Below are 25,998 nucleotides of genomic sequence, written 5' to 3' on the forward strand. Positions count from 1 at the left end.
GGCAGTCGACGGTCGGAGCTGCTGCCCGTGCTTGACATTCGTCGATTCTCACCTCATTCTGAACAACATTCATTGTCATGAACACTGTTCAGAATGGAGTTTAAGTGAACCGTTCACGTAGCAGCAAGATCGCCCGTGGCCAACGAACACACACCGGATTCACGCGGCTGGCGATCGCCGCCGCGGCAACCGTTGCGGCAGCGGGGCTGGTTGCGCCTGCTTCGGTCGAAGCCGCGACTTTCGGGCAGGTGCCGGATCGCACCGTGACAGCGGCCCAACCCGGCCAGCCTTTCGGATCGCGCACTCTTCGGTACCACGTCGCCGGCGTGCAGACTCCCGTCCGAGTGCTCCAGGTGGCCTACCGCTCAACCGATGCACAGGGTCGGCCGTCGTCGAACGTCACGTCGCTGCTCCTCCCGCCGGGCGCCGCCAAGCCGAAGCAGGCGGTCGCGTACAACTCGTTCTACGACTCCCTCGACCCGGCGCACAGCCCGTCGCGCTCGATCGAAGGCGACGTCAGCTTCGGCGGCCTGATCAACAACGTCGAATCGACCTTCATCGCACCGCTGCTCGCACAGGGCTACCCGGTGATCGTCACAGACACCCAGGGACAGAAGGCCCACTTCGCTGCCGGACCCGAATACGGCGCCAACACATTGGACGCCATTCGAGCGGTGAGCCGAGTCCGCGGCGGCCTCGCCCCTGACACTCGAGTCGCGCTGATGGGCTACTCCGGCGGCTCGATCGCCACGAACTGGGCCGCGGCGCTCGCACCGTCGTACGCGCCCGATGTGAATCGGCGACTCGTCGGCGCCACTGGCGGCGGGCTCCTGGTGAGCCCCGCGCACAACTTGAAGTACGTCAGCGGAAGCCTCGGCTGGTCCGGAGTGGCGGTCATGGCGATCAACGGCGTCTCCCGCGCCTACGGAATCGATCTCACCCGATACCTGAGCGCGTACGGTCGCCAGGTCGTCGCCCGGACGTCGAAAGCGTCGATCCTCGACGTGCTGTTCCGCTATCCCGGTCTGACCTGGTCGAAGCTGGTGAAGCCCGCCTACCGGAACCCAGCTGCCATCGGGCCCTTCGTCGACGCGGTCAACAAGGTCGACCTCGCCCAGGCCCCCACTCCGACCACACCGCTGCTGATGGTGCAGGGCGCTCGTGGTGAGCTCGAAGGCTCCGACGGAGCCAAGCGCGGCATCGGGCCGGGCGACGGCGTGATGATCGCCGGCGACGTCCGCAGCCTGATGCGGCAGTACTGCGCGGCAGGCGATCGCCGAGTCCGCTACATCCAGCTCGACTGGGCGAGCCATCAGCCCGCGACGACCGTGTGGCTGGCCGAATCACTCCGCTGGATCAACGCTCGGTTCGATGGGACCCCTGCTCCGTCCGACTGCGGCCGGATCGCACCCGGAAACCCGCTCACACCGATGACGAAGGCGGTCGCGCGATGAACGCCCCGACGTTCCTCGACCGACTGTCCAGTCCCCCTCGAGACACCGACCGTGATCGTCTCCGCGCCGCCGTCGAAGGCCGCACCGTGGTGATCACCGGAGCCTCGTACGGTCTCGGTGAGGCGACCGCACGCGCTCTCGGCGCCGCAGGTGCAAAAGTTCTGCTCGCCGCCCGCAGCATTGATCAACTCGACGCAGTGGCCTCCGACATCACCTCGGCGGGCGGATCAGCACACGCCTACGATCTCGATCTGACCGATCTGGACGGCACCTCGGCAGTCGCAGCACGCCTGCTCGACGAACACGGAGCACCCGACGTCGTGCTCAACAACGCGGGCATGTCGATGCGGAGGTCCTTGGAACTTCAATACGACCGTCCACAGGACTTCGAGCGGACCATGGCCGTCAACTACCTCGGCCCGGTGCGGCTGCTGCTCGGACTCCTCCCGGCGATGCGCGATGCGGGACAAGGCCATCTCGTCAATGTGTCGACCATCGGAGTACGCATCCCGCCCGGTCCCCGGTGGGGCGCCTACCAGGCGTCCAAGGGCGCCTTCGACACATGGGCGCGCAGCGTCGAGCCGGAACTGAAAACCGCCGGAATCGACATGACCTCGATCTACATGGCACTCATCCGAACTCGCATGAGCGCACCGACTCCAATCATGCGCCGGCTCCCCGGGCTGGACGCCGATCAGGCCGCCGACGTCGTCGCGCGAGCCCTGACACGCCGCCCACGCCGGATCGCACCATGGTGGGTCACGCCGACCGAACTGTCCGGGGTCGCAGCAGAGCGCCTCGTGAACGTCGTCTACAGCCAGTCGTTCCGGCGGTCCGCCGACTCGGAGCGAGCGCTCGGCCACGAGGTGCAGCAATGATCGGCCCGCACGCCCGATTCGTCGCATCGATGTGGCGAGCGGGCATGCTCTCACCACCCGCCCCGTCCACCGCATGGCGGATGTTCCGAGCCGGCGCCGACGTTCCGACCGGACTCGGACGGGTGCTGGCGGTCTCCACGGCGCGATGGCCGCAGAGGATCGCGCTGCGCGACGATCACGGACCGCTCACGTATCTGGCGCTCAGTGAGGCAGTCGACGCAGCGGCCCTCGCATTCGGGGATTCGTACGACGTCGGACCTGGCGACCGAATCGGCGTGATGTGCCGCAACGGACGGAACTTCGTCGTGGCGGTGTTCGCCGCGGCCCGCCTCGGAGCCGACGTCGTTCTGCTCAACACCGACTTCCGCGGTGCAGCCCTCGAATCGACGATCCGCAGCCAGAGGCTGTCGCTCGTGATCGCCGACGCCGAGTTCGCCGACCTGATCGCTGCAACCGGCACACCGGTCGCCGACCCGGGGATGCGGTCCACACGCGGAACCCTGCCGACACCTGATCGGGAAGGGTCAGTGGTTCTGCTGACGTCGGGCACCACCGGGAGCCCGCGCGGTGTTCCCCGCGACCCCGACATCGGGGCCCTGCTGAGCATGGTCACCACGGTCCTGGACCGGACCGGGCTGCGCACCGGCTCACGAATGGTGGTCGCCGTCCCCCTGTTCCATGCGTTCGGTCTGGCGACCATGGGACTCACTCTGGGACTGGGCGGAACGGTTATCGTCCGGTCGCGGTTCGATCCGGTCGCGACGGTGAACCAATGCGTCCGGCACCGTGCACACGCTCTCATGGTGGTTCCGGCGATGCTGCCCCGAATCCTCGACGCCGACCTGACACCCGGCTCCCGCGTCCCCGGTGTGGTGCTCAGCGGAGGCTCGGCGTTGTCCCCGGCAACCACCCGACGGTTCACCGACCGCTTCGGCGACGTGCTGTTCAACGGATACGGCTCGTCTGAAGTCGCGCTCGCAACCCTCGCCACTCCGGCCGACCTCCGTCGCCGGCCCGGAACCGTCGGCCGAGCGGTGACCGGCGTGCGCATCGCGGTGATCGCCGACGACGGTCGGCCGGCGCCTGCGGGTACCACCGGTCGAGTGTTCGTCGGCGGCGACTCGTCGGTCTCCGAGTACGTCGGGGGCGCGTCGAAGGACGTGCACGACGGTCTGGTCGCGACGGGCGACCTCGGATCGCTCGACACGAGCGGACTGCTTCACATCATCGGACGGGAAGACGACATGATCGTCAGCGGAGGAGAGAACGTGTACCCACAGGCCCTTGAGAACGTCCTAGCCGGGCACCCCGGGGTCGCCGACGCGTGCGCGTTCGGCGTCCCCGACACACGTTTCGGTCAACGACTGGTGGCACTCGTCGTCCCCGCCGGGGACATCACGTCGAACGAGCTCCACGAGCATCTCCACTCTCAGGTGTCCCGCTTCGAACGCCCGAGGGACGTCGTGTTCGTCGACGCGATTCCGCGCAACGCGGCAGGCAAAGTGGACCGCAGAGCCGCCCGGTCGTTGAGTGTCGAGGAGGAGATCTGATGAGCACCGTCCATGTCTTCGACGTCGCGCCGCTGCGGCCCTTGATGGGCGGCGAGGTCCCGACTCAGGCGCTGGTGATCGTCAGGGGCGACCGGGTGATCGCAGTCGACGCAGGCTACCCGGAGGCGGTCTTCGACGACCCGTCGCTGATCGGATTCGAGGCCCGATTCCTCCGCCTGCCGAATCGTCCCGACGCCGCCCTGACCAACCGGCTCGCGTCGATCGGCGTGCGCCCAGACCAGCTGACAGACATCGTCCTGACTCATCTGCACAGCGAGCACGCCGCAGGCATCGCAGACTTTCCCGCAGCCCAGGTGCACGTGTCGACGGCCGAACTCGAAGTCGCTTCCGGAAGCTCCCTCCGGTCCCGCGTGTCGTACCGGAAGCGGTTCTTCGAGCACGTCCCGAGGTGGCGGACGCACGTCGGCGACATCGAGTGGCTGGGTGTCCCCGGCTGTGCAGAAGTCCTTGAGGACGTGATCCTCGTGCCGCTGCCGGGCCACACGGTCGGGCACTGCGGAGTCGCGGTCCGACTCGACTGCGGAGACTGGCTTCTGCACACCGGCGACGCCAGCTACTCCGACATCCGCAGCGGCTCGCCCGCAGCGTTCCCGCTCGGCCTGTACGAACGCTTCACCGCGGCCGACCGCGACGCTCAGCGTCGCACCCTCGCGACGCTGAGCAGGCTCGCGGCCCGCGACGACGTGCATCTCATGTCGTCGCACCGCATCCCGATGCGACTTCCACTCACTGTGACGGCCCCCGAACGCGCTGAAACATCCACCACGAAGGAGAGCACCAAGTGACCACCATCGAGAAGATCGTCGTGCCGGGAGACGAACCGTTCGAAGCACTCGTCGCCCGGCCCGACGACGTCGACGGGTCCCGTCCCGGGGTCCTGCTGATTCACGACGTCACCGGCGACGAGACCGACATCGAGCGGAATCTCAGGATCATCGCCGGCCGCGGATACATCGCATTCGCACCGTTGCTGTTCACCGCGGGCGGCCGTCGCAAGGTCACCTGCGTGGTGTCGGCGATGCAGTCGCTCGCGACACGTCGGGGCCGAGCGTTCGACATCATCGAGTCGGCTCGACGGTCACTCTCAGCGATGCCCGCGTGCACCGGCGACGTCGCGGTCACCGGATTCTGCATGGGCGGAGGCTTTGCCCTGCTGGTGGCCGACGATCAGAAGTACGCTGCGGCCGCACCGTTCTACGGGTCGGTCCTGACGCACGGTTTCGCCGGACCGGACATGTGCCCGGTCGTGGCATCGTTCGGCGCCAAAGACCCGGTGGTGATTCGCGGAGAGAAGCGACTGACCCGAGCACTCGAGAAGAACGGCGTCCCCTACGACACCAAGACGTACCCCGGCGTCGGGCACAGCTTCGCCAATCGGATGGACGACAGGTTCCCGCCGACACTCCTACGCGTGACGGGCCTGGCGTACGACGCCGACGCATCCGCCGACGCCTGGAATCGCGTGTTCGCATTCCTCGACGATCGATTCGCGGAGCGGGCGTCATGAGCCGGTCGCCGCGTGTCATCGTGATCGGCGCGGGCGTCGCAGGCATCACGACCGCGCACGTCCTGATCCGACGCGGATTCACGGACGTGACCATCCTGGAGAAGGGCAGCGCGGCAGGAGGCGTGTGGCACTGGAACAGGTATCCGGGCCTGACCTGCGACGTTCCGTCGAACCTCTACCAGTTCGGATTCGCGCCGAAACCCGACTGGGAGCGGATGTTCGCGACCGGCCCACAGATCAAGGCGTACTTGAACGATGTGATCGACGAACTCGGTCTGCGCAGTCGGATCGAGTTGAACGCCGAGGTGACCTCCGCGGTGTTCAACGACGGCGAATGGACCGTCACGCTCGCCGACGGCCGCGTCTTCGTCGCCGACTTCGTGGTGATGGCGACCGGCGTCCTGCACAACCCTCAGGTCCCCGACATCCCCGGACTCGACACGTTCACCGGCCCAGTGGTCCATTCGGCGCGATGGGACGACACCGTCGAGACCCGCGGGCGACGGATCGCGGTGATCGGATCGGGATCCACCGGAGTCCAGCTCGTCACGGCTCTGCAGCGAGAGGCCGATCGGATTGTGCACTTCTCGAGGACTCCGCAGTGGGTGATGTGGGCGCCGATGGATCGGCGTCAGCCGCGTCTCGTCACTGCGCTCCTGACTCGATTCCCGGCGTTGCGCACGGGTCTCTACCAGACACTTCTCTCCGGTTCTGGATTCCTCGCCGACATCGCGACCACACCGAGCTGGCGGCGTCGGGCGGTCCAGCAGTACGCGCGACTGTCCCTTCGCGCGCAGGTCCGCGACCGCGCCGACCGCGCAGCGCTCACCCCGGATTACGAGCCGATGTGCAAACGGCAAGTGCTGTCCGGCGGGTACTACCGGGCGATCCAGGCGTCGAACGCCGAAGTCGTCGACACCCCGATCGTGTCCGTGACACCGGACGGGATCATCACCGACGACGGCGTCGTGCACCCGCTGGACATGATCGTCCTGGCCACCGGATTCCGCGCCCACGACTACATGCGGCCGATGGATCTCCGCGGGCGTGACGGCGTGCGGATCGACGACGTCTGGGCCGACGGTCCACGCGCCTACCGAATGAGCGCGATCCCGGGCTTCCCCAACCTGTTCACCACGCTCGGCCCCAATTCGCCGACGGGTTCGATCTCGCTGCAGTACACCGCCGAGCGGACCGCCGAGTTCATCGCGGGCTGGCTGGACAGATTCGCCACAGGCGAGTTCGACACCGTCGAGGTGACCGACGAGGCGACCGACGACTTCCTCGCCGCCGCGAACTCCGCGATGGTCCCGACAGTGTGGGCCACCGGCTGCGATTCGTGGTACCTCACACCCGCCGGAGACGTCGACCTGTGGCCGTACGATCGGGCCACCCTCACCGCGATGCTCGCCGAGCACCGCGACGACCATTTCCGGTTCAGTCGGACGAGTGAACTGGCTGAGTCTGGAGACGACAGATGAAGATCCACCACCTCAATTGCGGAACGATGCATCCGATCGCGACCGGCCGCATGGTGTGCCACGTCCTGCTGCTCGAAACCGATCGAGGGCTGGCTCTCGTCGACACCGGATTCGGCGTCCGCGACGTGGAGTCCCCGGCAGAACGCATCGGTCCACTCACCCGCGTGATCCGACCCGAGTTCGACTATCACGAGACGGCTCTCGCGCAGGTCGAAGCGTTGGGCTTCGACCGCGCGGACGTGACCGACATCGTGATGACTCACCTCGACTCCGACCATGCCGGAGGCATCGACGACTTTCCCTCCGCTCGTCTGCATGTCAGTGCCCGCGAACTGGCCGACGCCGATGCGGAGTCCGGCCCGTCGCCCGCGGTGCGGTACCGGCCGTGGCGCCAGTCCACACATCCGGACGACGTCCACTCGTACGACACGACACCCGACGACTGGTTCGGGTTCGCTGCGACGTCGCTGGTCGGATTCGGCGACGACGTCGCGTTCGTCGCCCTGCCCGGGCATACGGCGGGCCACATGGGTGTCGCGGTCCGCCGGGGCGACGGCTGGCTGCTGCATTGCGGCGACGCCTTCTACCACCGGAGCGTCGTGCGCGGCGGATCGATCCCATTGACGCTTGCGTTTTCCCAGTTCGCCTCGGCGCGCAAGCCCCGACTCGCAGGCACCACGCGGAATCGCCTCGCTGACCTGCACGAACGAACGTCGGAGAGCATCGAGCTCGTATGCGCTCACGATGCCACGCTGTACGACGAATCTGCAGGCATCGGGCACTTGTGACGACCGCACGACGGCGCACAGGGCAGGATGGTGGGGTGACTCAGAGCCCAGACGAGGCACCCGCCACCCGGTGGGGCGACCGCGAGCAACGCCGCCTCGACATCCTGCGTTCCGGTGAGACCCTTCTCGTGTCCGGCGGATTCGCCGCATTGCGCATGCGCGACGTCGCCGCGGGCGCGGGCATCTCCCTCGGCGCCGTCTACACCTACTACTCCAACAAGGAGTCGCTGTTCATCGCGGTGTTCGCCGACCGCCTCGACCGCATGATGGCAGGCCTCGAACCCGCCGCTGCCACCGCGACCGACGCCGCCGAACTGTTCACGGTCACCACGAACATGTACCGCGAGGGCTACATGGTGTTCGGTCGGCAGTTCGACGCGCTCAGCCTCGTCACCGACGTCGACACCGTTCAGGCGGAGGTCGCCGATCAACTCCGCGATGCGACTGCGCGCATGGTCGCCAGTCTCTCGACCGCACTCGTCCGACTCGGTTACGAGGGCGACGTCCCCGCGGCCATGACCCTCCTGTGGGCGTCGATGACGGGTCTGGCGAACCATTTCGCGACCGAACGGCAGGAGTTCCTCGCCATGTCCTGGGACGACGCCGTCGCGTTCGCCGCAGACACACTGGCCCGCGGACTGGGGCTCCCCGCTCGCGGCTGACATCGTGGCGATAGTCGCTCTCGCCTAGCCGCGTGCCAGAATCATCGGACGCCGATAGAACACGTTCCATTTTAGACCGCGCCGAGGAGAATCCCCGATGGATCACCGACAGACGACGCTCGCGACCGTACAGGGATCCCCCGCTGCTGTCGCGGCACACGACAAGGCCGCCTGGCTCGCACTGTTCACCGATGACGGCATCGTCAACGACCCCGTCGGCTCCGCGCTGCACAGCGGATCCGACGAGCTCAGCGCGTTCTACGACACCTTCATCGCTCCGAACACTGTCGTGTTCCATCCACACCACGACATCGTCTGCGGTGACGTCGTAGTGCGTGACGTGACACTCGAGATCCAGATGAGCGACGCCGTGGTCCTGTCGGTGCCGGTACATCTGCGGTACGAGATGGCCGGAGCCGATCACATCGCCGGGCTCTATGCGCACTGGGAGCTGCCGACGATGATCCGACAGATGCTCGGCAAGGGCCTCGCCGCAGCCCCCGTCTCCCTTCGCCTTACCAAGTCGCTACTGCAGAACCAGGGACTATCGGGAAGTGCGGGATTCGCGCGCGGCTTCTCGCGCGTTGGAGCCCGAGAGAAGCGAGCTGCACTGGAGCATCTGCGCACCACGCAACCGGATTGGACCGCGGGGAAGTGCCTCGCGGCCGGCCGGTACGTCACAGTGAGCATGTCGAGGGCAGGCGAGCACGCAGTCGCGATGGTCGAGTTCTCCGGCAAGTCGATCACCGACGTAACGTTGTTCACCGACCAGTGAACAATGAGTGCACTCACGTCTGGTTACCGCGCAGCACATGCCGGATATTTCGTATCGATTCGACACGAAATGAATCCGAGCAGCGGATATCCGAACGGCTCGAATGCGCGTCTGACATGCGACGTGCCGTCACACATAAACAACCGACACTCTCCGCACCCCGCGCCGATTGTCATCCAATTGAACTACAATCGCATCACAGGGAGGCCATCGGCTCGCTTGCCGCAAATCTTTGGTTACCCGTTGGTCAGTTGGTAACTGAGACACCGAGACAACTCCTGTCCAGCGTCTCAGGAGTCACCCGGCCCCGCCGCAGACGAATGCCCCTGACCTGCATTTTCCACCACCCGATCCTCGGTAGTGAGACTTGATTTCTCAAATTCACTGGTCATGCGACACGGTTTGCGTTACGGTAACTACCGTGCCCCGGAGGGAGGTCCGGGCCAAAGGTGTCAAACGAGGGGTGTCGAGCCGGCCTAGAGTCGATCGGCCGATGCGATGCCTACGCGTCTCGAGCAATTTCGAGGCCGACGGCGGTGGCCGGTTCCGTGGGGGGACCGGCCACTGCTGTTTGCACACCACCATCTCTGCGGCCGCGATTGTGTGCCCCAAGCGCGACGCCCACGTGCCCAATCGCACGACAGGTATGGCCAAACTCGCAGAAGTGGAGAAGTCTCCAGATCAGCCGCCTCGGCCGGCAGGCAAGCCGCATCGTGGTGGAAGCAGATCGCCACAGAGACGAAAATCTTAGCCACCTCGTCGCCTCCGACCCCACAGACGGATCCGAGCAGCATCTCCAAACCGTGCTTGACGTGGCAGTTTCGTCACCACTGACCGCGCAGAATCAAATTGCCCACGAGTTGCCGAACGCGAACCGACGGCTACCAAAGAGTGATACCCTCTGGTAGCTTGCAATGAGGTCCGTTCACTGAGTAGCCAGCGCGCTCCAACGAACATACGACACGACTAGACCAGAAGGCGATATGGACAACGGCTTTGCAGATCGGCTCAACCGACTGTTCGAGACGGTGCACCCTCCGGGGCGTCGTCCCCACACCAACTCTGAGGTCGTCGCTTCGTTGACGGCTGCCGGCCACTCGATCTCAAAGCCCTACATGTCGCAGCTGCGCAACGGGCACCGCACCAACCCGTCTCACGAGATCGTCGTCGCTCTGGCCAAGTTCTTCAAGGTTCAGCCGGACTACTTCTACGACGACGTGTACGCGGCCAAGATCGATCACGACCTCGAAGTCCTCGCTCAGTTGCGTGGGCGCGGCCTGCGTCGCCTCTCCGCCCGCGCCTTCGATCTCTCCGAAGAGTCGCAGGAGATGCTGACCGCGATGGCCGAGAAGCTTCGCCGTGGCGAGGGTCTCCCCGCCACGCCGAACGAGTAGTCGCGCCCGAATCCTCGGACCACGGAACAGGTGAAGGCTGTGACCCGGAAGAGTCGCCTCGTGCGCGCCTCTCTTGCCTTGGGCGCCACCACCTTCGTCGTCGGCATCCAGGTCGGCATGCCCACATTCGCCGACGCCACCCCGCCCGCGGTCAGGTCGACGCTCGCATCGCACCACTGCCACCACCACTCGTGGGGGCACCACTGCTCCGATGACGATCCGACGACAACAACGACCACCACCACGTCGACGACGACGACCACCACGACCACAACCACAACATCGGACCCTGTCCTGACCATCGACACCGAGACTCCGGATCCGACGGACACTGACGATCCGACGAGTTCGCAGACTACGAGTTCCCCCGAGTCCACGGACGACGACAACGGTCCGGTCATCATCCCGACGCGCCCCGGCACCTCGAGCCGCCCGACGAACCCCGGTGTCACTCACACGCTGACCACCGACCGGACCGTCAAGCAACGTCCCACGACGACGAAGCGGTCGGATTCGGGCGCGGTCGCTCCGGGCGGCGACAAACCGCGAAATCGTCCGCGACGAGATGTCCCCAACCGCAGCGTTCCGTCGGTCGGATCCAGCCCGTCGCACAGCACTCCCACCGATGAAGCGACTCGCGACAACCGAGACCGTTCAACGGTCGCCGCGTCCGCAGACCCGAACGACGTCCCCGGCACGGTGACGGCGTTGCCGTCACCTGCTTCCGCTACCGCGAGCCAGTACGTCGCGGCTGCGGTGGGCGTCGGCGGGGTGGCAGCGATCGCGGTGGGCGCAGGCGCCATGAGCTTCCGTTCGGCGCGCGCCGGACGCGTGCGGGTCAACACGGCACGAGCGGAGTTCCTGTCTCCGCGGATATGATCAGTGAGATGGCCGTTTCCGGTACGAGTTCCACGCCAGCGCGACGCTCCCACCGCCGCATCCACGCGGCCGTAGACGCCGTGCTGGACGTCGCCGCCCAGAAGCACGCCGGCAGCCTCCTGGACATCGTGCATGCAGTCGGAGAGAGCCGCGGCCGACCCGTGATCGTGGCAGTCGACGACCTCGCACCCGGGGTGTGGGGTCAACGCCGCGAGTACGAAGACCATGACGAGATCGTTCTCGCCCGTTCACTTCCCAGCGAGGCTCGCACTCTTGCCCACGAACTCGGCCATGTCGTGTTCCGGCACCCGGGGACGGCCGCCGAGGGTGCGGCAGTCGCCGCCGACGACGACCTGATCGCGTACATGCTGCGTGGTGAGGAACCCGCGGAGGCGCAAGCAGCTCCCGACGAGGACCTCGAACTCCAGGAGTGGGAAGCAGAGGCGTTCGCCGCTCGCCTGCTGCAGCGGCTCGGCCAGCTCAACAAACGACACTCACTGCGCCCGTTGCTGCGCTACGACGAGGCGCTTGGATGACCTGGGCAACCTGGATCATCGCTCTGTTCTGCTCAGCCGCTGTCGGAACCCGCATCGGTCGGCTCACCGTCCGACCGCCATCACTGGCCCGCACCGCGGTCATGATCGCGGCGATCGGGGTCGCGGCAGCCGCGACCGTCCGCACTCCCACCCTGGAAGTGGTGATAGGTCCGGTCGGCAGCACCGCACCACAACTGGTCTTCATCGCACTCTGGGTAGTCGTCGCGGCCGCCACCGCCATCATCGCGTTCGCAGCTTGGCCCGCGGTGGACAGACAGACCGTTGCAGTCCTCACGATCGCAGTCCCCATCGTCGTACTGGTCGACATCGTTCTCATCGCAGTCACCCGACAAGCCGCATTCGGCTCGGTCTTCGTGATCGTCGCAGGCCTGTTCTCACTGGCCGTCGGCGTCCGCTACATCGCGTGGCACTCTCTCGGCCGAGCGATAGCGCTGTATCTCCTCGGTCTGGCAGTCGCAATGGTCGTGCTCGTCATCGATCCCGCCCACCCCGACCCCGGCGCCAGTTGGTGGGCGATCGCGATCGTGTTGATGAGCCTCGGCTGTTCGTCGGTGATGATCGAGTCGTGGTTCCTCGCTCGATTCGACCTGCGGATGAGTGGACCGTTGTCGGAGATGCTGCTGACCGCGCACCCGGAACTCGCCGCAGCCGACTACAAGTCGGCGACCCCCGTTCTTCGCGCCGACGACCGGGTCTCCCAGATTCTCGACGGCCTGTACCTGCACGCAGGTGCAGGCGTGATCATCGTCGAACTCGACGACGTCGATGCACTGTCCCCACACGATCGAGCGGTCCTCGTGGCAGCGTGGTTGCACGACTCCGAGGTGACCCCCATCGATCCCGACCTGCTGTCCACGCCGGACGCGCTGTCCGACCGGACCTGGGTGCGGATGGTCGCGCGGGAGTTCAACAAGACTCAGCGGTGACGGGTGTGCGGTTTCGGCGGCCGATCGGAGACGACGCCGTAGTAGCTCACGCCGTTCCATTCGATTGTTGAGAACCAGGTGGTCTCCCACCCGCTGACAAACCAGTCACGGAGATGCGGCGAGCCCGTCCACGCGTAGAACGGACGGTTTCTGTCCGTGCAGAACTGTTCGCACGTCTCCATCATGTCGAGGACCAGTGATCCTCTGCGGTGATCCGGCAGAACTGCGGTGAACACACAGTTCACGGCGTCCTGCACAGGAATCGGGAGGGGCGGCGACGTCCACAGCTCCAAGAGCCGCTCACGCAGGCCCGGCGTCGCGGCGGCCACTTCTACGTCCGCTGGAGTGAGCGGCGGCGTCCCGTCGGGCGAGAGATTCACATCGTGTGGCTGCCAGGCCACGACGCCGACGAGTGTTCCGTGGGAGTCGACGGCTCCGACCACGCAGCCCGCGTTGAGCAGGGGTCGCAGGATCAGTTCGGCCAGCCATTCACGTTTGTTCTGGTCGTCGATGTGCTCACCGAGGAGCCAGCGGTAAAGCGGGATGTCGCGGACGCCCTGCTCGGCGACGGCGATGACGTCCGGCAGCCGGTTGCGGTCGAGGGCCCGGATGATCGTGTGCATCGGTGATACGAGTCGGGGGGGGGGGGGGGGGGGGGGGGGGCGGGCGCCGCGGGGGGGGTGGCGGGGGGGGCGGGGGTTCGGGGGGGGTGCCTGGCCGCGCGGGCCCCCCCCCCCCCCCCCCCCCCCCCCCCCCCCGACTCGTTGGATCCGGTTGAGATCTACTCGCTGCTGCCGCCGGCAGACCCGGTGCTCAGGGTTTCCAGAATCGGTCCGAGGATGTCGATCTCGAGGCGGATAGGTCCTTCAGCCATTTTCTGCTTCTTTCTCACGATATGAGTGGGAGTACGTTCGACCGACGTTTCAGTCGTCCGTTCGGCCTACGATGCTCCCGAATGTGACGATCGGCACACGATTTGATAAATGTCGTTATTGAACCGTTACCTCACCCGTTCGAACGACGCCCGATCGGACGACATTCTTGCCGACAGTCCATTGCATGTAACGGCAGGCAAGACTGCAGCGATATCTGTCTTTCAGTACCGTTGACCCATGGCTGACATCATCATCATCGGCGGACACGGCAAGATCGCGCTCCTCCTCGCCCCACTGCTGAGCGAACGCGGCGACAACGTGACTTCAGTGATTCGCAACCCAGCCCAGGCCGACGCAATCGTCGCCACTGGCGCACAACCGCTCGTCTTCGATGTGGAGACCGCGACGCAGGATGAGATCGCCGGCGCGCTGTCCGGCTTCGACGCAGTCGTGTGGAGCGCGGGCGCCGGTGGCGGAGATCCGACCCGCACGTACGCCGTCGACCGCGACGCGGCGATCCGAACCATCGCCGCCGCCGGCGACGCGAACGTCGACCGTTTCGTGATGGTGTCGTACCTCGGCGCGGACGTCGACCACGGCGTGCCCAGCGACAATTCGTTCTTCGCATACGCGGAGGCGAAGGCCGCCGCCGACGTCGCCCTCCGCGAGTCGGACCTCGACTGGACCGTCCTCATGCCCGGAGCCCTCACTCTGGACGAGCCGTCCGGGACGATCGATCCCGCCGCGATCCGCGCCTCGAACCTCCCCGGAACTTCGCGCGCGAACGTGGCCCTCGTGGCGGCGGCGACCCTCGCCAGCCCGTCGTCGATCCGTCAGAACATCCCCTTCACCGACGGCTCCGTCCCCATCGACGTCGCGCTCGCCGCCCTCTGACCCCCTGGCTCCTTGTAGCAAGCGCACGTCCGCTGCTCCTTGAGCGAGCGAAGCGAGTCGAAAGGCCCACAGCACCCCACCCGACCCCGGCAGCAACACCACACGCTTCGACTCGCTCCGCTCGCTCAACGAGCAGAATGAAGTCCCATCGAAGGCCTACCCGCGGTGTCCGATGGTCACCCCCACTGCCCCTGCCGAAAACGCGCAGAAGGTTAGCGGCGGAGTGCCTTCGACGCGTCGAAGGCCTCTTCGCGTCGCCCGATGTGCCAGGCGTGCCAACGGCGCCAGCTGCGCATCGCGACGGCTTGTTCGGCGCGGTCGACGGAGGGGACCACTCGACGCAACAGTTCGACGACGGCGATGAGCGGCGCTCGCGCCACCATGAACGCGAGACCCGGAAGCCCACTGGGCAGCCGGTAGTTCCTACGGTTCCACGGGAGCATGAACAACCTCGTGTACCCGGCCTGCAGGTGCAGGTGGAACAGCGTGCGCACCCGCTGAAATCCGCGCACCGACGCTGCAGGCTCGAACGATGGCACGAAGCCTTCGACGAGTTCCGGCCCGAGCTCGCCGGAGTCGTGCTTGCGAGTGGCGTCGAAGTAGTAGAGCAGGCGCACACCGTCGCCGACTGTCGCCGGGTACATGTCGTCGACGCGGCATCCGACGAGGTGGCCGAGGTAGCGGTTGAAGTGCAACACGGCCCGCATCTCTGCCGGGCTGGTGAGAAATCCCAGTGCGTACAGACCGAGCGCCGGGCCGACGCTGCCGCCGAGGAGCGTCAGCATCATCTCGCTCTGACTGATCGGCAGACCGTGGACGTCCGACCGCCATTCGGGATGTGCGGCGACGCGCGCTCGTACGGACACATGCATGACCCGGACCTTGAGAGACACTTCACGCGCCGTCGACCCCGGTGTCAGAACCGCGCCGGGCCGACACACCTCGAGCCACCAACGGCTGGTCTCCAGATACCGGTGGAGCGCCGACGCTCCGGCGTAGCCGCCCGACAACGACAGCGGGACGGCGAGCGACGCCTCGGTGTAGGTGTCCATCGTTCCGGCGTTGCCGACTGCCCCGAGGCTGTATCCCCAGCGCCGCCACACTGCCGCGCCTTGTTCGATGAGGTCCGGGTCGAGCCAGTCGGGGATCGTCTCGAACTCGGCGAAGAGCGCACGCATCGACTCCGGTGCATCGGGGACGTTGGCGATGCCGACGCGCAACGCCTCGTCGAGCAGTGCGCGCGCCTTCTCACCGCCAATCTCCCCGTGGTAGGTCTCGGCGACGAACCGTTCTGCGACGGGGTCGCCTTCCGAATGCCCGCGGGTGAAGGCTTCAGCGACGGCGTCGGAGGGCAGCAGATCGAATCGTGTGAATCGTTTCACCCGATCGCGGACCTTCTTGTGCTGCGGTGACACTGTCAGTTCGACGCCCATGTCTGATGACGATAGATCCGATCCGCGTGAGACGCCAGCACGAATCCGTCTCATTCTCACTCGGGGCGTGGAGGCTCGGCACGAGCACTTCGACTCGCAAGCCCGCTTGAGGAGCAGTGAGGTGCGGTCCGCTCAGCACAAGTACTGTCGAACTCACAGTCCCGCCCCACACATACGGAGATGAACATGCAGGTCAGCGTCGTCTGGACGATCAACGCGAAGAACTTGTCCCTCGACAAGTCGATCGAGAATCTCGCGCAACTCCACAGTGAAGGCTTCGCACGGGTGTGGTCCACGCAGATGCCGAACGAACCCGACCTGCTGACCGCGATTGCTGTCGCCGGACGCGAAGTGCCCGGTATCGAGTTCGGCACCAGCGTTCTCCCGATCCAGTCGCAGCACCCGATGAAGCTCGCCCAGCAGGCGCTGACCGTCAACCAGATCATCGGCGGCCGCCTCAATCTCGGGCTCGGACTGAGTCATCGCGTGGTCACCGAAGGCATGTGGGGCGTCCCATACGCCAAGCCCGTCCAACGCACCTCGGAGTACCTCGACGGACTCCTCCCCCTGCTGGCGGGCGACAAGGTCAGCGCCGCAGGCGATCTCGTGACCACTCGCGGGAAACTGTCACTGGTGGACGTCCCGGCGCCGCCCGTCTACTTCGCTGCACTCGGCCCCAAGATGCTCGATCTCGCCGGACGTCGCACGGCGGGCACGGTCACCTGGATGACCGGCCCCAAGACGCTGCGGGACCACATCATCCCGACACTCCGCCAGTCCGCGGCCGACGCCGGCCGACCCGACGGATCGGTCCGCACGGTCGCGATGCTGCCGGTCAGCGTGACCGACGACGTCGATGGCGCACGTGCAGAAGCAGGCCGCCAGTTCGCCATGTACGACGGGCTCCCGTCATACAAGGCGATGCTCGACCGCGAAGGCTTCACAGGTCCCGCCGACGCCGCGATCATCGGCGACGAGGCGACCGTTGCCGACAAGATCCGCGAGCTGGCATCGTTCGGTGTCGACGAGTACGTCGGCATCCTCTTCGACCGCGACGCCGAGACCCGCGCCCGCACCCGCGCTCTGCTCCGCACTCTGTGATCTAGACGGCAGCACGCTCCGCGTCGATCCGGTCGGCGCGGGACACGGTGAGGTAGCCGACGAGCACCGCGGTGACGGCGACGAACACCCACGTCACGTTGTTGGTGCCGAGGTCGAGGCCGCCGTCGCCCTTCGGGGCGGTCAACAGGTCGCCGAGCGAGGCTCCGAGCGGGCGGGTCACGATGTATGCGGCCCAGAATGCGACGACGGCGTTGAGCCCCAACGCGTAACGGCCGAGCGCGACGGCCGCGATGATCCCGGCGAACAGCGCCAACGACAGCGGGTACCCGAGCGCGTACTTCTCGGAGATCAGGTCGCCTGCCGCGGTGCCGAGCGCGAAGGTCACGAGGATCGCCGCCCAGTAGAACGCTTCACGACGGCGCGTGTGGATCGAGTGGATCGACAGCGTGCGGTCGGTCGCGTACCAGGTGCCGAACACGACGCTCAGAAGCACCGCGAACACCGCGGTCGACGTGGTGAGCGGCACCCTGTAGCGGTCAGTCAGATTGTCGGTCACCAGGGTTCCGGCGACGGAGACGAGGAGGACGGTCACCCAGTAGATGATCGAAACGTAACGCCGCACGCTCATCTGCACGACGAGTGCGACGGCGAGCAGTCCGAGGGTGGCGACAGTCGTCGACTTGAGACCGAAGCCGAGGGTCATGTTGACGTAGTCGGCGGCGGTCTCGCCGACAGTTGTCGCGAGGATCTTGATGATCCAGAAGTAGACCGTCACTTCTGGAACCTTGCTGAGCGCAAACGCTGTGGGGCGGGAACTGGTGATTGTCATGGTGTGAGTGTTCGCCGAGCCCGCTTGGAGAACCCTGTGATGCCGGCGGCGGCGCTATCGTCGTCGTGTGAACATCCGACGGTCGTTCGGCCCGGTCCGGTCGCGGGTCACGGCGCTCGCCACAGTTCTCGTCGTAGTCGCGCTGTGCGTCGCCGCGGTGGTGATCGTGCTCGTCAGCCGCAATCTCATGTTGTCGACGGCCGACCGCGGAACATCGCAACGCGCAACCGAGATCGCGACGACGATCCAAGCCGAGGGGCTCGTCGGCGTCGATCCGGCGTTGCTCGACACCGATCAGTACGTCGACGTCATTCAGATCATCGGACCCGGCGGCGAGGTGATCCGGTCGAGCCGCAGTGGCACCGTGTGCCCCCTCGGTGCACCGGTGCGGCCCAGCACGGAGACCGTGGAGCCGGACAGAACCGTGGACAAGTCGTCTGGTGATTTCCGGACGACATTCGTCGGAGTAGTCGCACCGGACGGCAGCATGCTGACAGTTGCGGTGGGCGCCGCCGAAGCTCCGTTGAAACGTCTGGTTCTAGTGGTGACGCTGCTCTGCGTGATCGTCTTCCCGATCATCGTTCTGCTGATCGCATTCCTCACCTTTCACCTCGTCGGCCGAGCATTGAGGCCCGTCGATGACATCCGCCGCGAAGTCGACGAGATCACCGCGGGCAGACTCGACCAGCGGGTCGTCGTCCCGTCCAGCGACGACGAGATCAGTCGTCTCGCGGCAACCATGAATCAGATGCTCGACCGCCTGGAGGCTGCACGCAGTCGCCAGCTCAAGTTCGTCGGCGACGCGTCGCACGAGTTGAACAGTCCGCTCACGACGATCGTCGGGCTCACCGACCTCGCTGCGTCGCGCGGAGAACCGATCGACTCCGACACAGTCCGAGACGTCATCGCGCCGGAGGCCGAGCGTCTGCAGCGAATGGTCGCCGACCTGCTCCTGCTCGCACGGGCCGACGAGAACGGCATCGCACTCATGCTGTCGACCGTCGATCTGGACGAGTTGCTCTTCGCCGAGGCGGCCCGCATCCGCGCGCTCACCGGCCTGACTGTCGACGACCGTCCCGTACCGATTCAGGTGGACGGCGACGCGGAGAAGCTCACCAGGGCACTGCGAAATCTTGTGGACAACGCGATCCGGCACGCCGAGACCCGTATCGGTCTGGAGATCGTCGACGGCGGAGACCACGTCACGATCGCAGTCTCCGACGACGGTCCCGGCGTTCCTGTCTCCGACCGGAATCGGATCACCGACCGCTTCGTGCGGCTCGACGACGCGCGGACCCGCGACAGTGGCGGATCGGGGCTCGGTCTTGCCATCGTCGACGAGATCATCCGTGCTCACGGCGGCCGGTTGTTCGTCAACGAGGCACCCGACGGCGGTGCCCGGATCGGTTTCGATCTACCCGTCGATCAGCCGTCGAGCCGGTAGCCCACTCCTCGGACCGTCACGATCGAAGCGCAGCCGAACGGCGCATCGATGCGTTTGCGCAGGTAACTGATGTACACCTCGACGACGTTCTCGTCGCCTGCGTAGTTCACGTCCCATACGGACTCGACGATCTGCGCCTTGGTGACGGCGGTCCCCTTGTTTCGCATGAGGAACTCGAGCAGCGCGAACTCACGGCGAGTCAGGGCCAGTTCTGCGTCTCCGCGGTGCGCGGCGTGAGCGGCAGGGTCGAGCGTGAGATTGCCCGCGGAGAGCACGGTCGGCCGCTCCGGTGCACTACGGCGGACGATCGCACGCAGCCGCGCGACCAGGACCACCGGGGAGAACGGTTTTGTCAGGTAATCGTCGGCACCGAGGTCGAAGGCGTCCGCCTGGTCATACTCGCCGTCCTTCGCCGTGAGCATGAGGATCGGCGTCCACACTCCGTCTGCGCGGAGGCCGCGCACCACCTCGTAGCCACTGAGCCCCGGCAGCATGATGTCGAGGACAACCGCGTCGTAACCGCCCGTCGCCGCCTCCTCGCGCCCGTCGAGACCGTCAGCGACGGTTTCGACGACCCAACCCTCCGCGAGGAGCACACGGCGCACCGTCTCGGCGATCGCCGGGTCGTCTTCGACCACGAGGATTCTCATATGCTCGATCGTATGCCTGACGCCTCGGACCACGCCGTACTGATCACCGTCGACGATCTCGTCGAATCGATGCTGTCGAATCGACCGCCCGCGGTGCTCGACATCCGTTGGCAGCTGGGGCGCGACGACGGCGCAGAGCGCTACCGCGACGGGCATCTGCCCGGCGCCGTCTACGTCGATCTGGAGTCTGAACTGGCCGCGCCCGCGGATCCAGCTCTCGGCCGGCATCCCCTGCCCGATCTCGAACGGCTGCAGGCATCGGCACGCAGTTGGGGTGTCGACTTCGGTTCACCGGTTGTGGTCTACGACGACAGCGCGGGCATGTCCGCAGCACGGGCGTGGTGGCTTCTGCGCTGGGCAGGCGTCGCCGACGTGCGGATCCTCGACGGAGGGTTCGGCGCGTGGCGGGACGCCGGGATGCGCGTGTCGAAGGGCGACGCGAAGCCTCGGACCGGCACCGTCAGCCTGTCCGCCGGGGCCATGCCGACCGTTGACATGAACGACGTCGCCGCCACGTCGGCGATTGTGCTCGACGCCCGCGCCGGTGAACGATTCCGCGGGGAGGTCGAGCCTGTCGATCCGCGCCCCGGCCACATCCCGGGCGCGGTGAGCGCGCCGACGTCGGACAACGTCGACGCGTCCGGCCGCTTCCTGCCCCCGTCCGTTCTGCGCGCTCGCTTCGCAGACCTCGGCGTCACCCCGGGCCAGGACGTGGTGGTCTATTGCGGGTCAGGTGTCACCGCAGCTCACCAGATCGCGGCGCTCGCGGTGGCGGGAATCGACGCCACGCTCTATCCCGGCTCGTACTCCCAGTGGTCGTCCGATCCGACGCGCCCGGTCGAGACGTCTCTCCCCTGACCGCTCACCCTCGCGGACCGGTCTTGGCGGCAGAGAACAGTGCCGCGACGACGTGATCCTGCTCGGTGATCGTCAGACCCGGAAACATCGGAAGACGCAGCACGTTCCCGGACCGTGACGTCTCGACACCGCGCTGGGCGAGGGTCTCGCCGGTGTGCGCCGCGAGCCGGGTGTCCTGGGTGACGGCGAACTGGTTCCACACGTGGTTGTCGACTCGCTCGGGCAGGGTGATGAATCCGGTGTCGGCGAGCGGTGCGAGCCAGTCGAGGTAGCGGAGCGCCAAGATCGATCGACGCAGGTTGTTGAGTGCCAAGTAGGGCAGCCGCGCGGACAGGGCAGCCGCTTGAACGTCGTCCATCGGGGTGTCGAGGCTGAGTTCTCGTGCGAGTTCGGCGACATCGGACCGATTCGTGAGCACCGCGCCCGAACGCCCACAGGAGGCCAGGTTCTTCTGGACGTCGAAACCGACGGCGACTGCGTCAGACCACACCCCCAACCCGTCGAGACCGATGCCCTGACCACCGTCTTCGACGATCGCGACGTCGGTGCCCGCGACAACGGCGCTGATCGACCGGACATCGGCGGCACGACCGTTGAGATGAATCGGAACGACGCAGCGGGTACTCGGGGTCAGGACGTCGCGCACCGACTCCGGGTGGAGCAGATGATCGTCGCCGACCTCCGCGATCACCGGATTCGCGCCGGCGAGACAGACCGCATTCGTGGTCGCGTGGGGCGCGTTGGACGGGATGACGACGTCGTCACCGCGCCCGACCCCGACCGCGTGCAGTGCAACGACGAGGGCATCCGTCCCGGACGCTGTGCCGACCGCACTCACCGCGCCGTGGAAACCCGCAAGCGCGTGCTCGAACTCCGCGACCTGCGGACCCGCGGTGAACAGACCGGTCACCAGCACGTCGTGGACAGCCCGTTCGATGGGGCCGATCTCCTCGACCGCAAGCAGACGATCGCACGGTGCGGCCGGAACCGCGGTGACGACACCTCCGACATCGACGATGGACTTCCGCTTCCACAGTGGATTGCGCGTGGCCATGTGCCGAAGCTGCTCGTTGCCGGGCACATCGAGGACCATCACCGGCCGCGGCGGAAGACGGTGCATCACCCGATCCGCAAGCAGGCTCAGATCGGTGGCTCGACCGTTGACGGTCATCGGCTCGACGTCGCGGACGCCTTGGTCCGACATGCCCGAGAACACTTGTGTCATCTTCCGTCCCTCTGTAGTGACAGCGGCCGCTCGATCAGCGGCTGCACATTCAGAACTACCCCCGATTCGTACCCTCGGGAACGGGGCGAAGCGTCAATATCTCGTAGGGAAATCGCTAAGACTCCGACTCGAAGCACATTTGGTGCCCAAACGGCATATATCCGCCTTTGGAGCACCGGATGTGAATCATCAGTCGACGCTTCGGCGGAGATCAAGGGTGCTGATGAGCTCGGTCAAGACTTCGTCGGGTGAGAACTCGAGGCGTTTCCACGTGAAGATCAGGGGCACCCAGCCGATGGCCGACAATGCGTTCGTCGTCGCCTGGTCCTTCTCCCACTGTTCGTGGTCATGATGGAACGCCCAGCCGTGCAGTTGCACGACGACCCTCTCCGCGGGGAACACGAAGTCCATGCGGAGGTTGCCCATCCACACCTGCTGCGTCCACCCAGTGACGCCGTGCTTGTTCAAGAGTCGGACGAACTTGCGCTCCAACTCCGATTCGGACAGGTCTTCCGCGGAACGCAGGAGCCGTCGGGCAGTCCGCATTCCCCGCGAACCCGCATTCCGTTCGAGCGCCGAGCGAAGCTCTTTCAGCGTCACGCAGCGGATCTGCAGGGCCCTGTCCATGAGCGCGACGCCGTCGTCGCCGAGATCGGCGGCCGCAGCCAGCACCGTCAGCGGAAGCGCTGTCGTCGCCAAGCCCTTCACGGTCGTCACGTCTTCCGCGGCGAAGGAACGGCGACACACCGACGCGGGCACCGTGCACGAGTCGACGACGTGCGAGCTCCGCGGCAGCGAGAGCGTCACCTCGTCGGGCAGGACCTTCGTCAGACAGTGCAACCACGCCGCCGCAGTCCTGTCGACGACCGCCCCGGCGTAACCGTTCGCGACGATCCGGACCCGCGCCATGTCAGTCATCCGGTGCTCTGCCGACAGGAACGTCGACCGCGCGTGCGCTACCCACAGGCCTCTCTCGGTCCGCGCGCGCAATTGCCCTCTTGTCATGCCGAGATCGCGAGCTTGAGCCGTGGTGATGACGCCGTCGTGGTCGGCGAGAAAGCGCGCAGCACGCACTCCGACCGATTGTTCTGCCCCCATACTCGTTGGACGCACGCCACGCCGTTGCGGTTCCACTGCCGCCCCTCGGGCGTGTCGGATAACCTCCGACGCATGTTGACGTGGAAGACCGTCCCGGCAGACGCGACGGTCGTCGCCCCGGACGAACGCTTGTCCTGGCCTCGAACGATCGGAATCGGCGCGCAGCACGTGGTCGCGATGTTCGGCGCCACGTTCCTCGTCCCGGTGCTCACGGGCTTCCCACCGTCGACGACGCTGCTGTTCTCGGGCATCGGCACGATCGCCTTCCTGGTGATCACCGGCAACAAGCTCCCCAGCTATCTCGGCTCGAGCTTCGCGGTGATCGCACCGGTGACCGGTGCAGTCGCAGCGCATGGGACCGGCAGTGCTCTCGGCGGCCTGATCGTTCTCGGCTTGGTGCTCATCGCGATCGGCGCCGTCGTGCATTTCGTCGGAACCCATTGGATCGACGTGATCCTGCCGCCGATCGTCACCGGAGCGATCGTCGCTCTGATCGGGTTCAACCTGGCGCCGGCTGCGAAGGACAACTTCGAGAAGGGGCCTGTCGTCGGCCTGATCACTCTGGTTCTGATGGTGGCGGTGCTTGCGTTCTTCCGCGGCCTCGTCGGCAGACTGGCGATCTTCCTCGCCGTTGTGGTCGGCTACCTGATCGCGTTGGCCCAGGGCGACGTCGACACCTCGGCGATCGCGTCCGCCGCCTGGATCGGCTTCCCCGAGTTCCACGCGCCGTCGTTCAACCTGTCAGTCCTCCCGCTGTTCCTACCCGCGGTGATCGCCCTGATCGCCGAGAACATCGGCCATGTGAAGTCGGTGTCCCAGATGACCGGCCGCGACCTCGATCCGATCACCGGCAAGGCGCTGATGGCCGACGGCGTAGCGACCGTCCTCGCCGGCGCGGGCGGCGGGTCGGCGACTACGACCTACGCCGAGAACATCGGTGTCATGGCGGCGACCCGCATCTACTCGACGGCCGCCTACTGGGTCGCCGCGATCGCTGCGATCCTGCTGTCGTTGTGTCCCAAGGTCGGCGCCGTGATCTCGGCGATTCCGCCGGGTGTCCTTGGCGGCGCGACAGTGGTGCTCTACGGACTCGTCGGCATCCTCGGTGTCCGGATCTGGCTGACCGCGAACGTCGACTTCTCCAAACCGATCAACCAGATGACCGCGGCGATCCCCCTGATCATCGGCATCGCCAATTTCACGTGGCAGGTCGGCGACCTCATCTTCACCGGTATCGCGCTCGGCTCGATCGCCGCGCTCGCGATCTACCACGGCATGCGCCTGCTGACCGCGGCGCGCGACCTCAAAGCCGACTGACTCACCAGTCGCGTTCCAGCAGGAAGAAGTACAGCTCAGTGGAGCCGCGGACGTCCATCGCGCCGAACAGCGTGTTCTGATCCAGCGCACGGAAATGGTCGATGATCGGCAGTTGGTCGTAGACCATGCTCGTGCTGACCACGCCGCGGTATTCAACACGACGCAGTCGAGCTCGGTGCCGACGGGTCCTCGTCAAGGCGAAGCCGACGCCGACCCCGGGAATCTTCGGACGAGGGAACCGAGCGCCGAACTTGACGAGTGTTTGCAGCGGCATCGCTCCCGGGTTGACCGGGAACAACGAACCTGGCGTGCCGAACAGGAGCGGGTGCACATGATCGGCGTCGTCGAAGCGTTTGCCGTACCAGCCGCTCACTGCGAGGAACCCGTCGAGCGGGTGACCGGTGGGCACCTCGGACCCGTGCCATTGTCCGAGGACGTCATCGACTCCGACGCCCGGCAGCGAGTCGAAGTGAGCGGCCGCGTCGGCGTTGGGCAGTCCGGCCTGAAGGTCGGCGACGGTGATCGTCATCGTGCCTCCTCCAGGTGCTTCACCGGACAGCCGCCCGGGAACGTGCCGAGTTTCTCGACCTCGAATCCGGCGGGGTACGACTTCACTCGGCGACTGTCGCCGAAGCCCGTCGGAGTGCGCCGCGGCGGCAGCATCCGAACGAACCATGCTCGTGCTCGCATCGCCCGTCGGCTCAGCGCGACGACGGCCGCGGACGGCTTCTTGTAGTGCAGTGCGTCGAGCAGCGGATCGTCCATCAGCGCACGTGAGAACGCCCGAACTGCTGGACGCGCCGGCGTCGGGTAGAAGGTCGCAAGGAGGTCGAGCGTCATGTCGGCGACGGCACGTCCACCCTCGTCGAAGGCGAAGTGCTCGGCCTCGTAGTCGTCGAGCAGAGTCGAGAACTCGTCGTATGTCTCCGGGATGTCCTTGATGTTCATGTGCCGGCCGAGTTCGCGGTAGTAGTTCGTCGCGGCGACGACCTCGTCGTAGCTGAGCTTGCGCCAACCGTGTTCGTCGATCCACCGCTTGGGCACCACGACGAAGGTCGCGAGGACGTACCGGAAGTCGTCGTTGGAGATGTCGTATCGATGATGCATCTGGTTGATACGACGCAGCGCGGCCTTGCCGTCGGGCGACGCGAACCCGCAGACCAGAGGGGCTTCCAGGAGCAATCCGGTGTCGTCGTACCGCTTCTGCGTGTCGTCGAATCCGCCCGACGCCGCCAGGAGCGAGCCGACGCTCGGCACCGCGTACGTACGGAACAGGGCGAAGCTGAGCGCCTGATTGAAGTCCCACGGGAAGTCGAGCATGGACATGTTTCGGTACATCTCCAGGTAGTCGCGGTGCGGATCGAGCCCGGCATTGCGATCTGGGTTGAACATGGTGGGTCCTCTCGTCGGCTGCCCACTCACCATAAGTCTACTTATGGAC

Annotated in this window: 26 protein-coding genes; 18 read left to right on the top strand and 8 right to left on the bottom strand. The window is 66.3% G+C overall.

Annotated elements, in window-relative coordinates:
* Positions 1-104: 104 nt before the first annotated feature.
* The 13 genes from WFK36_RS20540 to WFK36_RS20600 all read left to right on the top strand — a co-directional run bounded on the left by WFK36_RS20540 (position 105) and on the right by WFK36_RS20600 (position 12,872).
* Positions 105-1,454: a lipase family protein gene (locus WFK36_RS20540; protein ID WP_336793917.1), complete on the top strand. Its 1,350-nt coding sequence runs from the start codon at positions 105-107 to the stop codon at positions 1,452-1,454.
* Positions 1,451-2,332, top strand: coding sequence for an SDR family NAD(P)-dependent oxidoreductase (locus tag WFK36_RS20545; RefSeq protein WP_336793919.1), 882 nt, complete (start codon positions 1,451-1,453; stop codon positions 2,330-2,332). The genes WFK36_RS20540 and WFK36_RS20545 overlap by 4 nt, the downstream gene beginning before the upstream one ends.
* The gene (locus WFK36_RS20550; RefSeq protein ID WP_336793920.1) at positions 2,329-3,882 is read left to right on the top strand and encodes an AMP-binding protein; all 1,554 of its coding nucleotides are present in this window, start codon (positions 2,329-2,331) and stop codon (positions 3,880-3,882) included. Before WFK36_RS20545 ends, WFK36_RS20550 begins: the two co-directional genes overlap by 4 nt.
* Complete coding sequence (locus WFK36_RS20555; RefSeq protein WP_336793922.1) at positions 3,882-4,688, top strand: MBL fold metallo-hydrolase; 807 nt, start codon at positions 3,882-3,884, stop codon at positions 4,686-4,688. Before WFK36_RS20550 ends, WFK36_RS20555 begins: the two co-directional genes overlap by 1 nt.
* Positions 4,685-5,410: a dienelactone hydrolase family protein gene (locus WFK36_RS20560; RefSeq protein WP_336793924.1), complete on the top strand. Its 726-nt coding sequence runs from the start codon at positions 4,685-4,687 to the stop codon at positions 5,408-5,410. The genes WFK36_RS20555 and WFK36_RS20560 overlap by 4 nt, the downstream gene beginning before the upstream one ends.
* Positions 5,407-6,891 carry a flavin-containing monooxygenase gene (locus tag WFK36_RS20565; protein WP_008382095.1) on the top strand — a complete coding sequence of 495 codons (1,485 nt, stop codon included), beginning with the start codon at positions 5,407-5,409 and terminating at the stop codon, positions 6,889-6,891. Before WFK36_RS20560 ends, WFK36_RS20565 begins: the two co-directional genes overlap by 4 nt.
* Positions 6,888-7,679 carry an MBL fold metallo-hydrolase gene (locus WFK36_RS20570; RefSeq protein WP_336793925.1) on the top strand — a complete coding sequence of 264 codons (792 nt, stop codon included), beginning with the start codon at positions 6,888-6,890 and terminating at the stop codon, positions 7,677-7,679. The genes WFK36_RS20565 and WFK36_RS20570 overlap by 4 nt, the downstream gene beginning before the upstream one ends.
* 35 nt (positions 7,680-7,714) lie before the next feature.
* A complete protein-coding gene (locus WFK36_RS20575) occupies positions 7,715-8,341 on the top strand; it encodes a TetR/AcrR family transcriptional regulator (RefSeq protein ID WP_336793926.1) in 627 nt (208 codons plus the stop codon).
* 97 nt (positions 8,342-8,438) lie between these two features.
* The gene (locus WFK36_RS20580) at positions 8,439-9,116 is read left to right on the top strand and encodes a nuclear transport factor 2 family protein (protein WP_336793927.1); all 678 of its coding nucleotides are present in this window, start codon (positions 8,439-8,441) and stop codon (positions 9,114-9,116) included.
* A gap of 983 nt (positions 9,117-10,099) precedes the next feature.
* Positions 10,100-10,510 carry a helix-turn-helix domain-containing protein gene (locus tag WFK36_RS20585; protein ID WP_008382090.1) on the top strand — a complete coding sequence of 137 codons (411 nt, stop codon included), beginning with the start codon at positions 10,100-10,102 and terminating at the stop codon, positions 10,508-10,510.
* Positions 10,511-10,570: 60 nt separating this feature from the next.
* The gene (locus tag WFK36_RS20590; RefSeq protein ID WP_336793928.1) at positions 10,571-11,389 is read left to right on the top strand and encodes a hypothetical protein; all 819 of its coding nucleotides are present in this window, start codon (positions 10,571-10,573) and stop codon (positions 11,387-11,389) included.
* 8 nt (positions 11,390-11,397) lie between these two features.
* Positions 11,398-11,925, top strand: a complete 528-nt coding sequence (locus WFK36_RS20595; RefSeq protein WP_336793929.1) for an ImmA/IrrE family metallo-endopeptidase — start codon at positions 11,398-11,400, stop codon at positions 11,923-11,925.
* Positions 11,922-12,872, top strand: coding sequence for a hypothetical protein (locus WFK36_RS20600; RefSeq protein ID WP_336793930.1), 951 nt, complete (start codon positions 11,922-11,924; stop codon positions 12,870-12,872). The genes WFK36_RS20595 and WFK36_RS20600 overlap by 4 nt, the downstream gene beginning before the upstream one ends.
* Here WFK36_RS20600 and WFK36_RS20605 read toward each other — a convergent pair.
* Positions 12,863-13,495, bottom strand: coding sequence for a hypothetical protein (locus WFK36_RS20605; RefSeq protein WP_336793932.1), 633 nt, complete (start codon positions 13,493-13,495; stop codon positions 12,863-12,865). The two genes, WFK36_RS20600 and WFK36_RS20605, sit on opposite strands and share 10 nt — an antisense overlap.
* Positions 13,496-13,984: 489 nt before the next feature.
* On the opposite strand from WFK36_RS20605, the gene WFK36_RS20610 reads away from it, so the two are divergent.
* Positions 13,985-14,641, top strand: a complete 657-nt coding sequence (locus WFK36_RS20610) for an NAD(P)H-binding protein (RefSeq protein ID WP_336793933.1) — start codon at positions 13,985-13,987, stop codon at positions 14,639-14,641.
* A 212-nt stretch (positions 14,642-14,853) separates the two neighbouring features.
* On the opposite strand, the gene WFK36_RS20615 is transcribed toward WFK36_RS20610, so the two are convergent.
* Positions 14,854-16,074 carry an oxygenase MpaB family protein gene (locus tag WFK36_RS20615; protein WP_336793935.1) on the bottom strand — a complete coding sequence of 407 codons (1,221 nt, stop codon included), beginning with the start codon at positions 16,072-16,074 and terminating at the stop codon, positions 14,854-14,856.
* Positions 16,075-16,260: 186 nt separating this feature from the next.
* Here WFK36_RS20615 and WFK36_RS20620 point away from each other — a divergent pair, with 186 nt between their 5' ends.
* A complete protein-coding gene (locus WFK36_RS20620; protein WP_336793937.1) occupies positions 16,261-17,175 on the top strand; it encodes a TIGR03564 family F420-dependent LLM class oxidoreductase in 915 nt (304 codons plus the stop codon).
* 1 nt (position 17,176) lies between these two features.
* On the opposite strand, the gene WFK36_RS20625 is transcribed toward WFK36_RS20620, so the two are convergent.
* Positions 17,177-17,965: a COG4705 family protein gene (locus WFK36_RS20625; RefSeq protein ID WP_336793938.1), complete on the bottom strand. Its 789-nt coding sequence runs from the start codon at positions 17,963-17,965 to the stop codon at positions 17,177-17,179.
* A gap of 67 nt (positions 17,966-18,032) precedes the next feature.
* Between WFK36_RS20625 and WFK36_RS20630 the strand changes: the two genes are divergently transcribed.
* Positions 18,033-19,409, top strand: coding sequence for a sensor histidine kinase (locus WFK36_RS20630; RefSeq protein WP_336793939.1), 1,377 nt, complete (start codon positions 18,033-18,035; stop codon positions 19,407-19,409).
* Here WFK36_RS20630 and WFK36_RS20635 read toward each other — a convergent pair.
* Positions 19,391-20,059 (bottom strand): response regulator transcription factor, encoded by a 669-nt coding sequence (locus WFK36_RS20635; RefSeq protein ID WP_336793940.1) that lies wholly within the window; start codon positions 20,057-20,059, stop codon positions 19,391-19,393. The genes WFK36_RS20630 and WFK36_RS20635 overlap by 19 nt on opposite strands.
* Positions 20,060-20,071: 12 nt before the next feature.
* Between WFK36_RS20635 and WFK36_RS20640 the strand changes: the two genes are divergently transcribed.
* Entirely contained in the window at positions 20,072-20,917 is an 846-nt protein-coding gene (locus WFK36_RS20640) for a sulfurtransferase (RefSeq protein ID WP_336793941.1), read from the top strand.
* A 4-nt stretch (positions 20,918-20,921) separates the two neighbouring features.
* Here the strand turns inward: WFK36_RS20640 and WFK36_RS20645 are convergent, their stop codons facing one another.
* Both WFK36_RS20645 and WFK36_RS20650 read right to left on the bottom strand, forming a co-directional pair.
* Positions 20,922-22,142, bottom strand: coding sequence for a DegT/DnrJ/EryC1/StrS family aminotransferase (locus tag WFK36_RS20645; RefSeq protein ID WP_336793942.1), 1,221 nt, complete (start codon positions 22,140-22,142; stop codon positions 20,922-20,924).
* 189 nt (positions 22,143-22,331) lie between these two features.
* Positions 22,332-23,216, bottom strand: coding sequence for a type IV toxin-antitoxin system AbiEi family antitoxin domain-containing protein (locus WFK36_RS20650; protein WP_336793944.1), 885 nt, complete (start codon positions 23,214-23,216; stop codon positions 22,332-22,334).
* 96 nt (positions 23,217-23,312) lie between these two features.
* On the opposite strand from WFK36_RS20650, the gene WFK36_RS20655 reads away from it, so the two are divergent.
* Positions 23,313-24,557, top strand: coding sequence for a uracil-xanthine permease family protein (locus WFK36_RS20655; RefSeq protein ID WP_336793945.1), 1,245 nt, complete (start codon positions 23,313-23,315; stop codon positions 24,555-24,557).
* Between the two features lies 1 nt (position 24,558).
* On the opposite strand, the gene WFK36_RS20660 is transcribed toward WFK36_RS20655, so the two are convergent.
* Both WFK36_RS20660 and WFK36_RS20665 read right to left on the bottom strand, forming a co-directional pair.
* Complete coding sequence (locus WFK36_RS20660) at positions 24,559-25,086, bottom strand: DUF4334 domain-containing protein (protein WP_336793947.1); 528 nt, start codon at positions 25,084-25,086, stop codon at positions 24,559-24,561.
* A complete protein-coding gene (locus tag WFK36_RS20665) occupies positions 25,083-25,949 on the bottom strand; it encodes an oxygenase MpaB family protein (protein ID WP_336793948.1) in 867 nt (288 codons plus the stop codon). The genes WFK36_RS20660 and WFK36_RS20665 overlap by 4 nt, the downstream gene beginning before the upstream one ends.
* Between the last annotated feature and the right edge of the window lie 49 nt (positions 25,950-25,998).

The organism is Gordonia malaquae, from assembly GCF_037148075.1.
Taxonomy (GTDB): domain Bacteria; phylum Actinomycetota; class Actinomycetes; order Mycobacteriales; family Mycobacteriaceae; genus Gordonia; species Gordonia malaquae.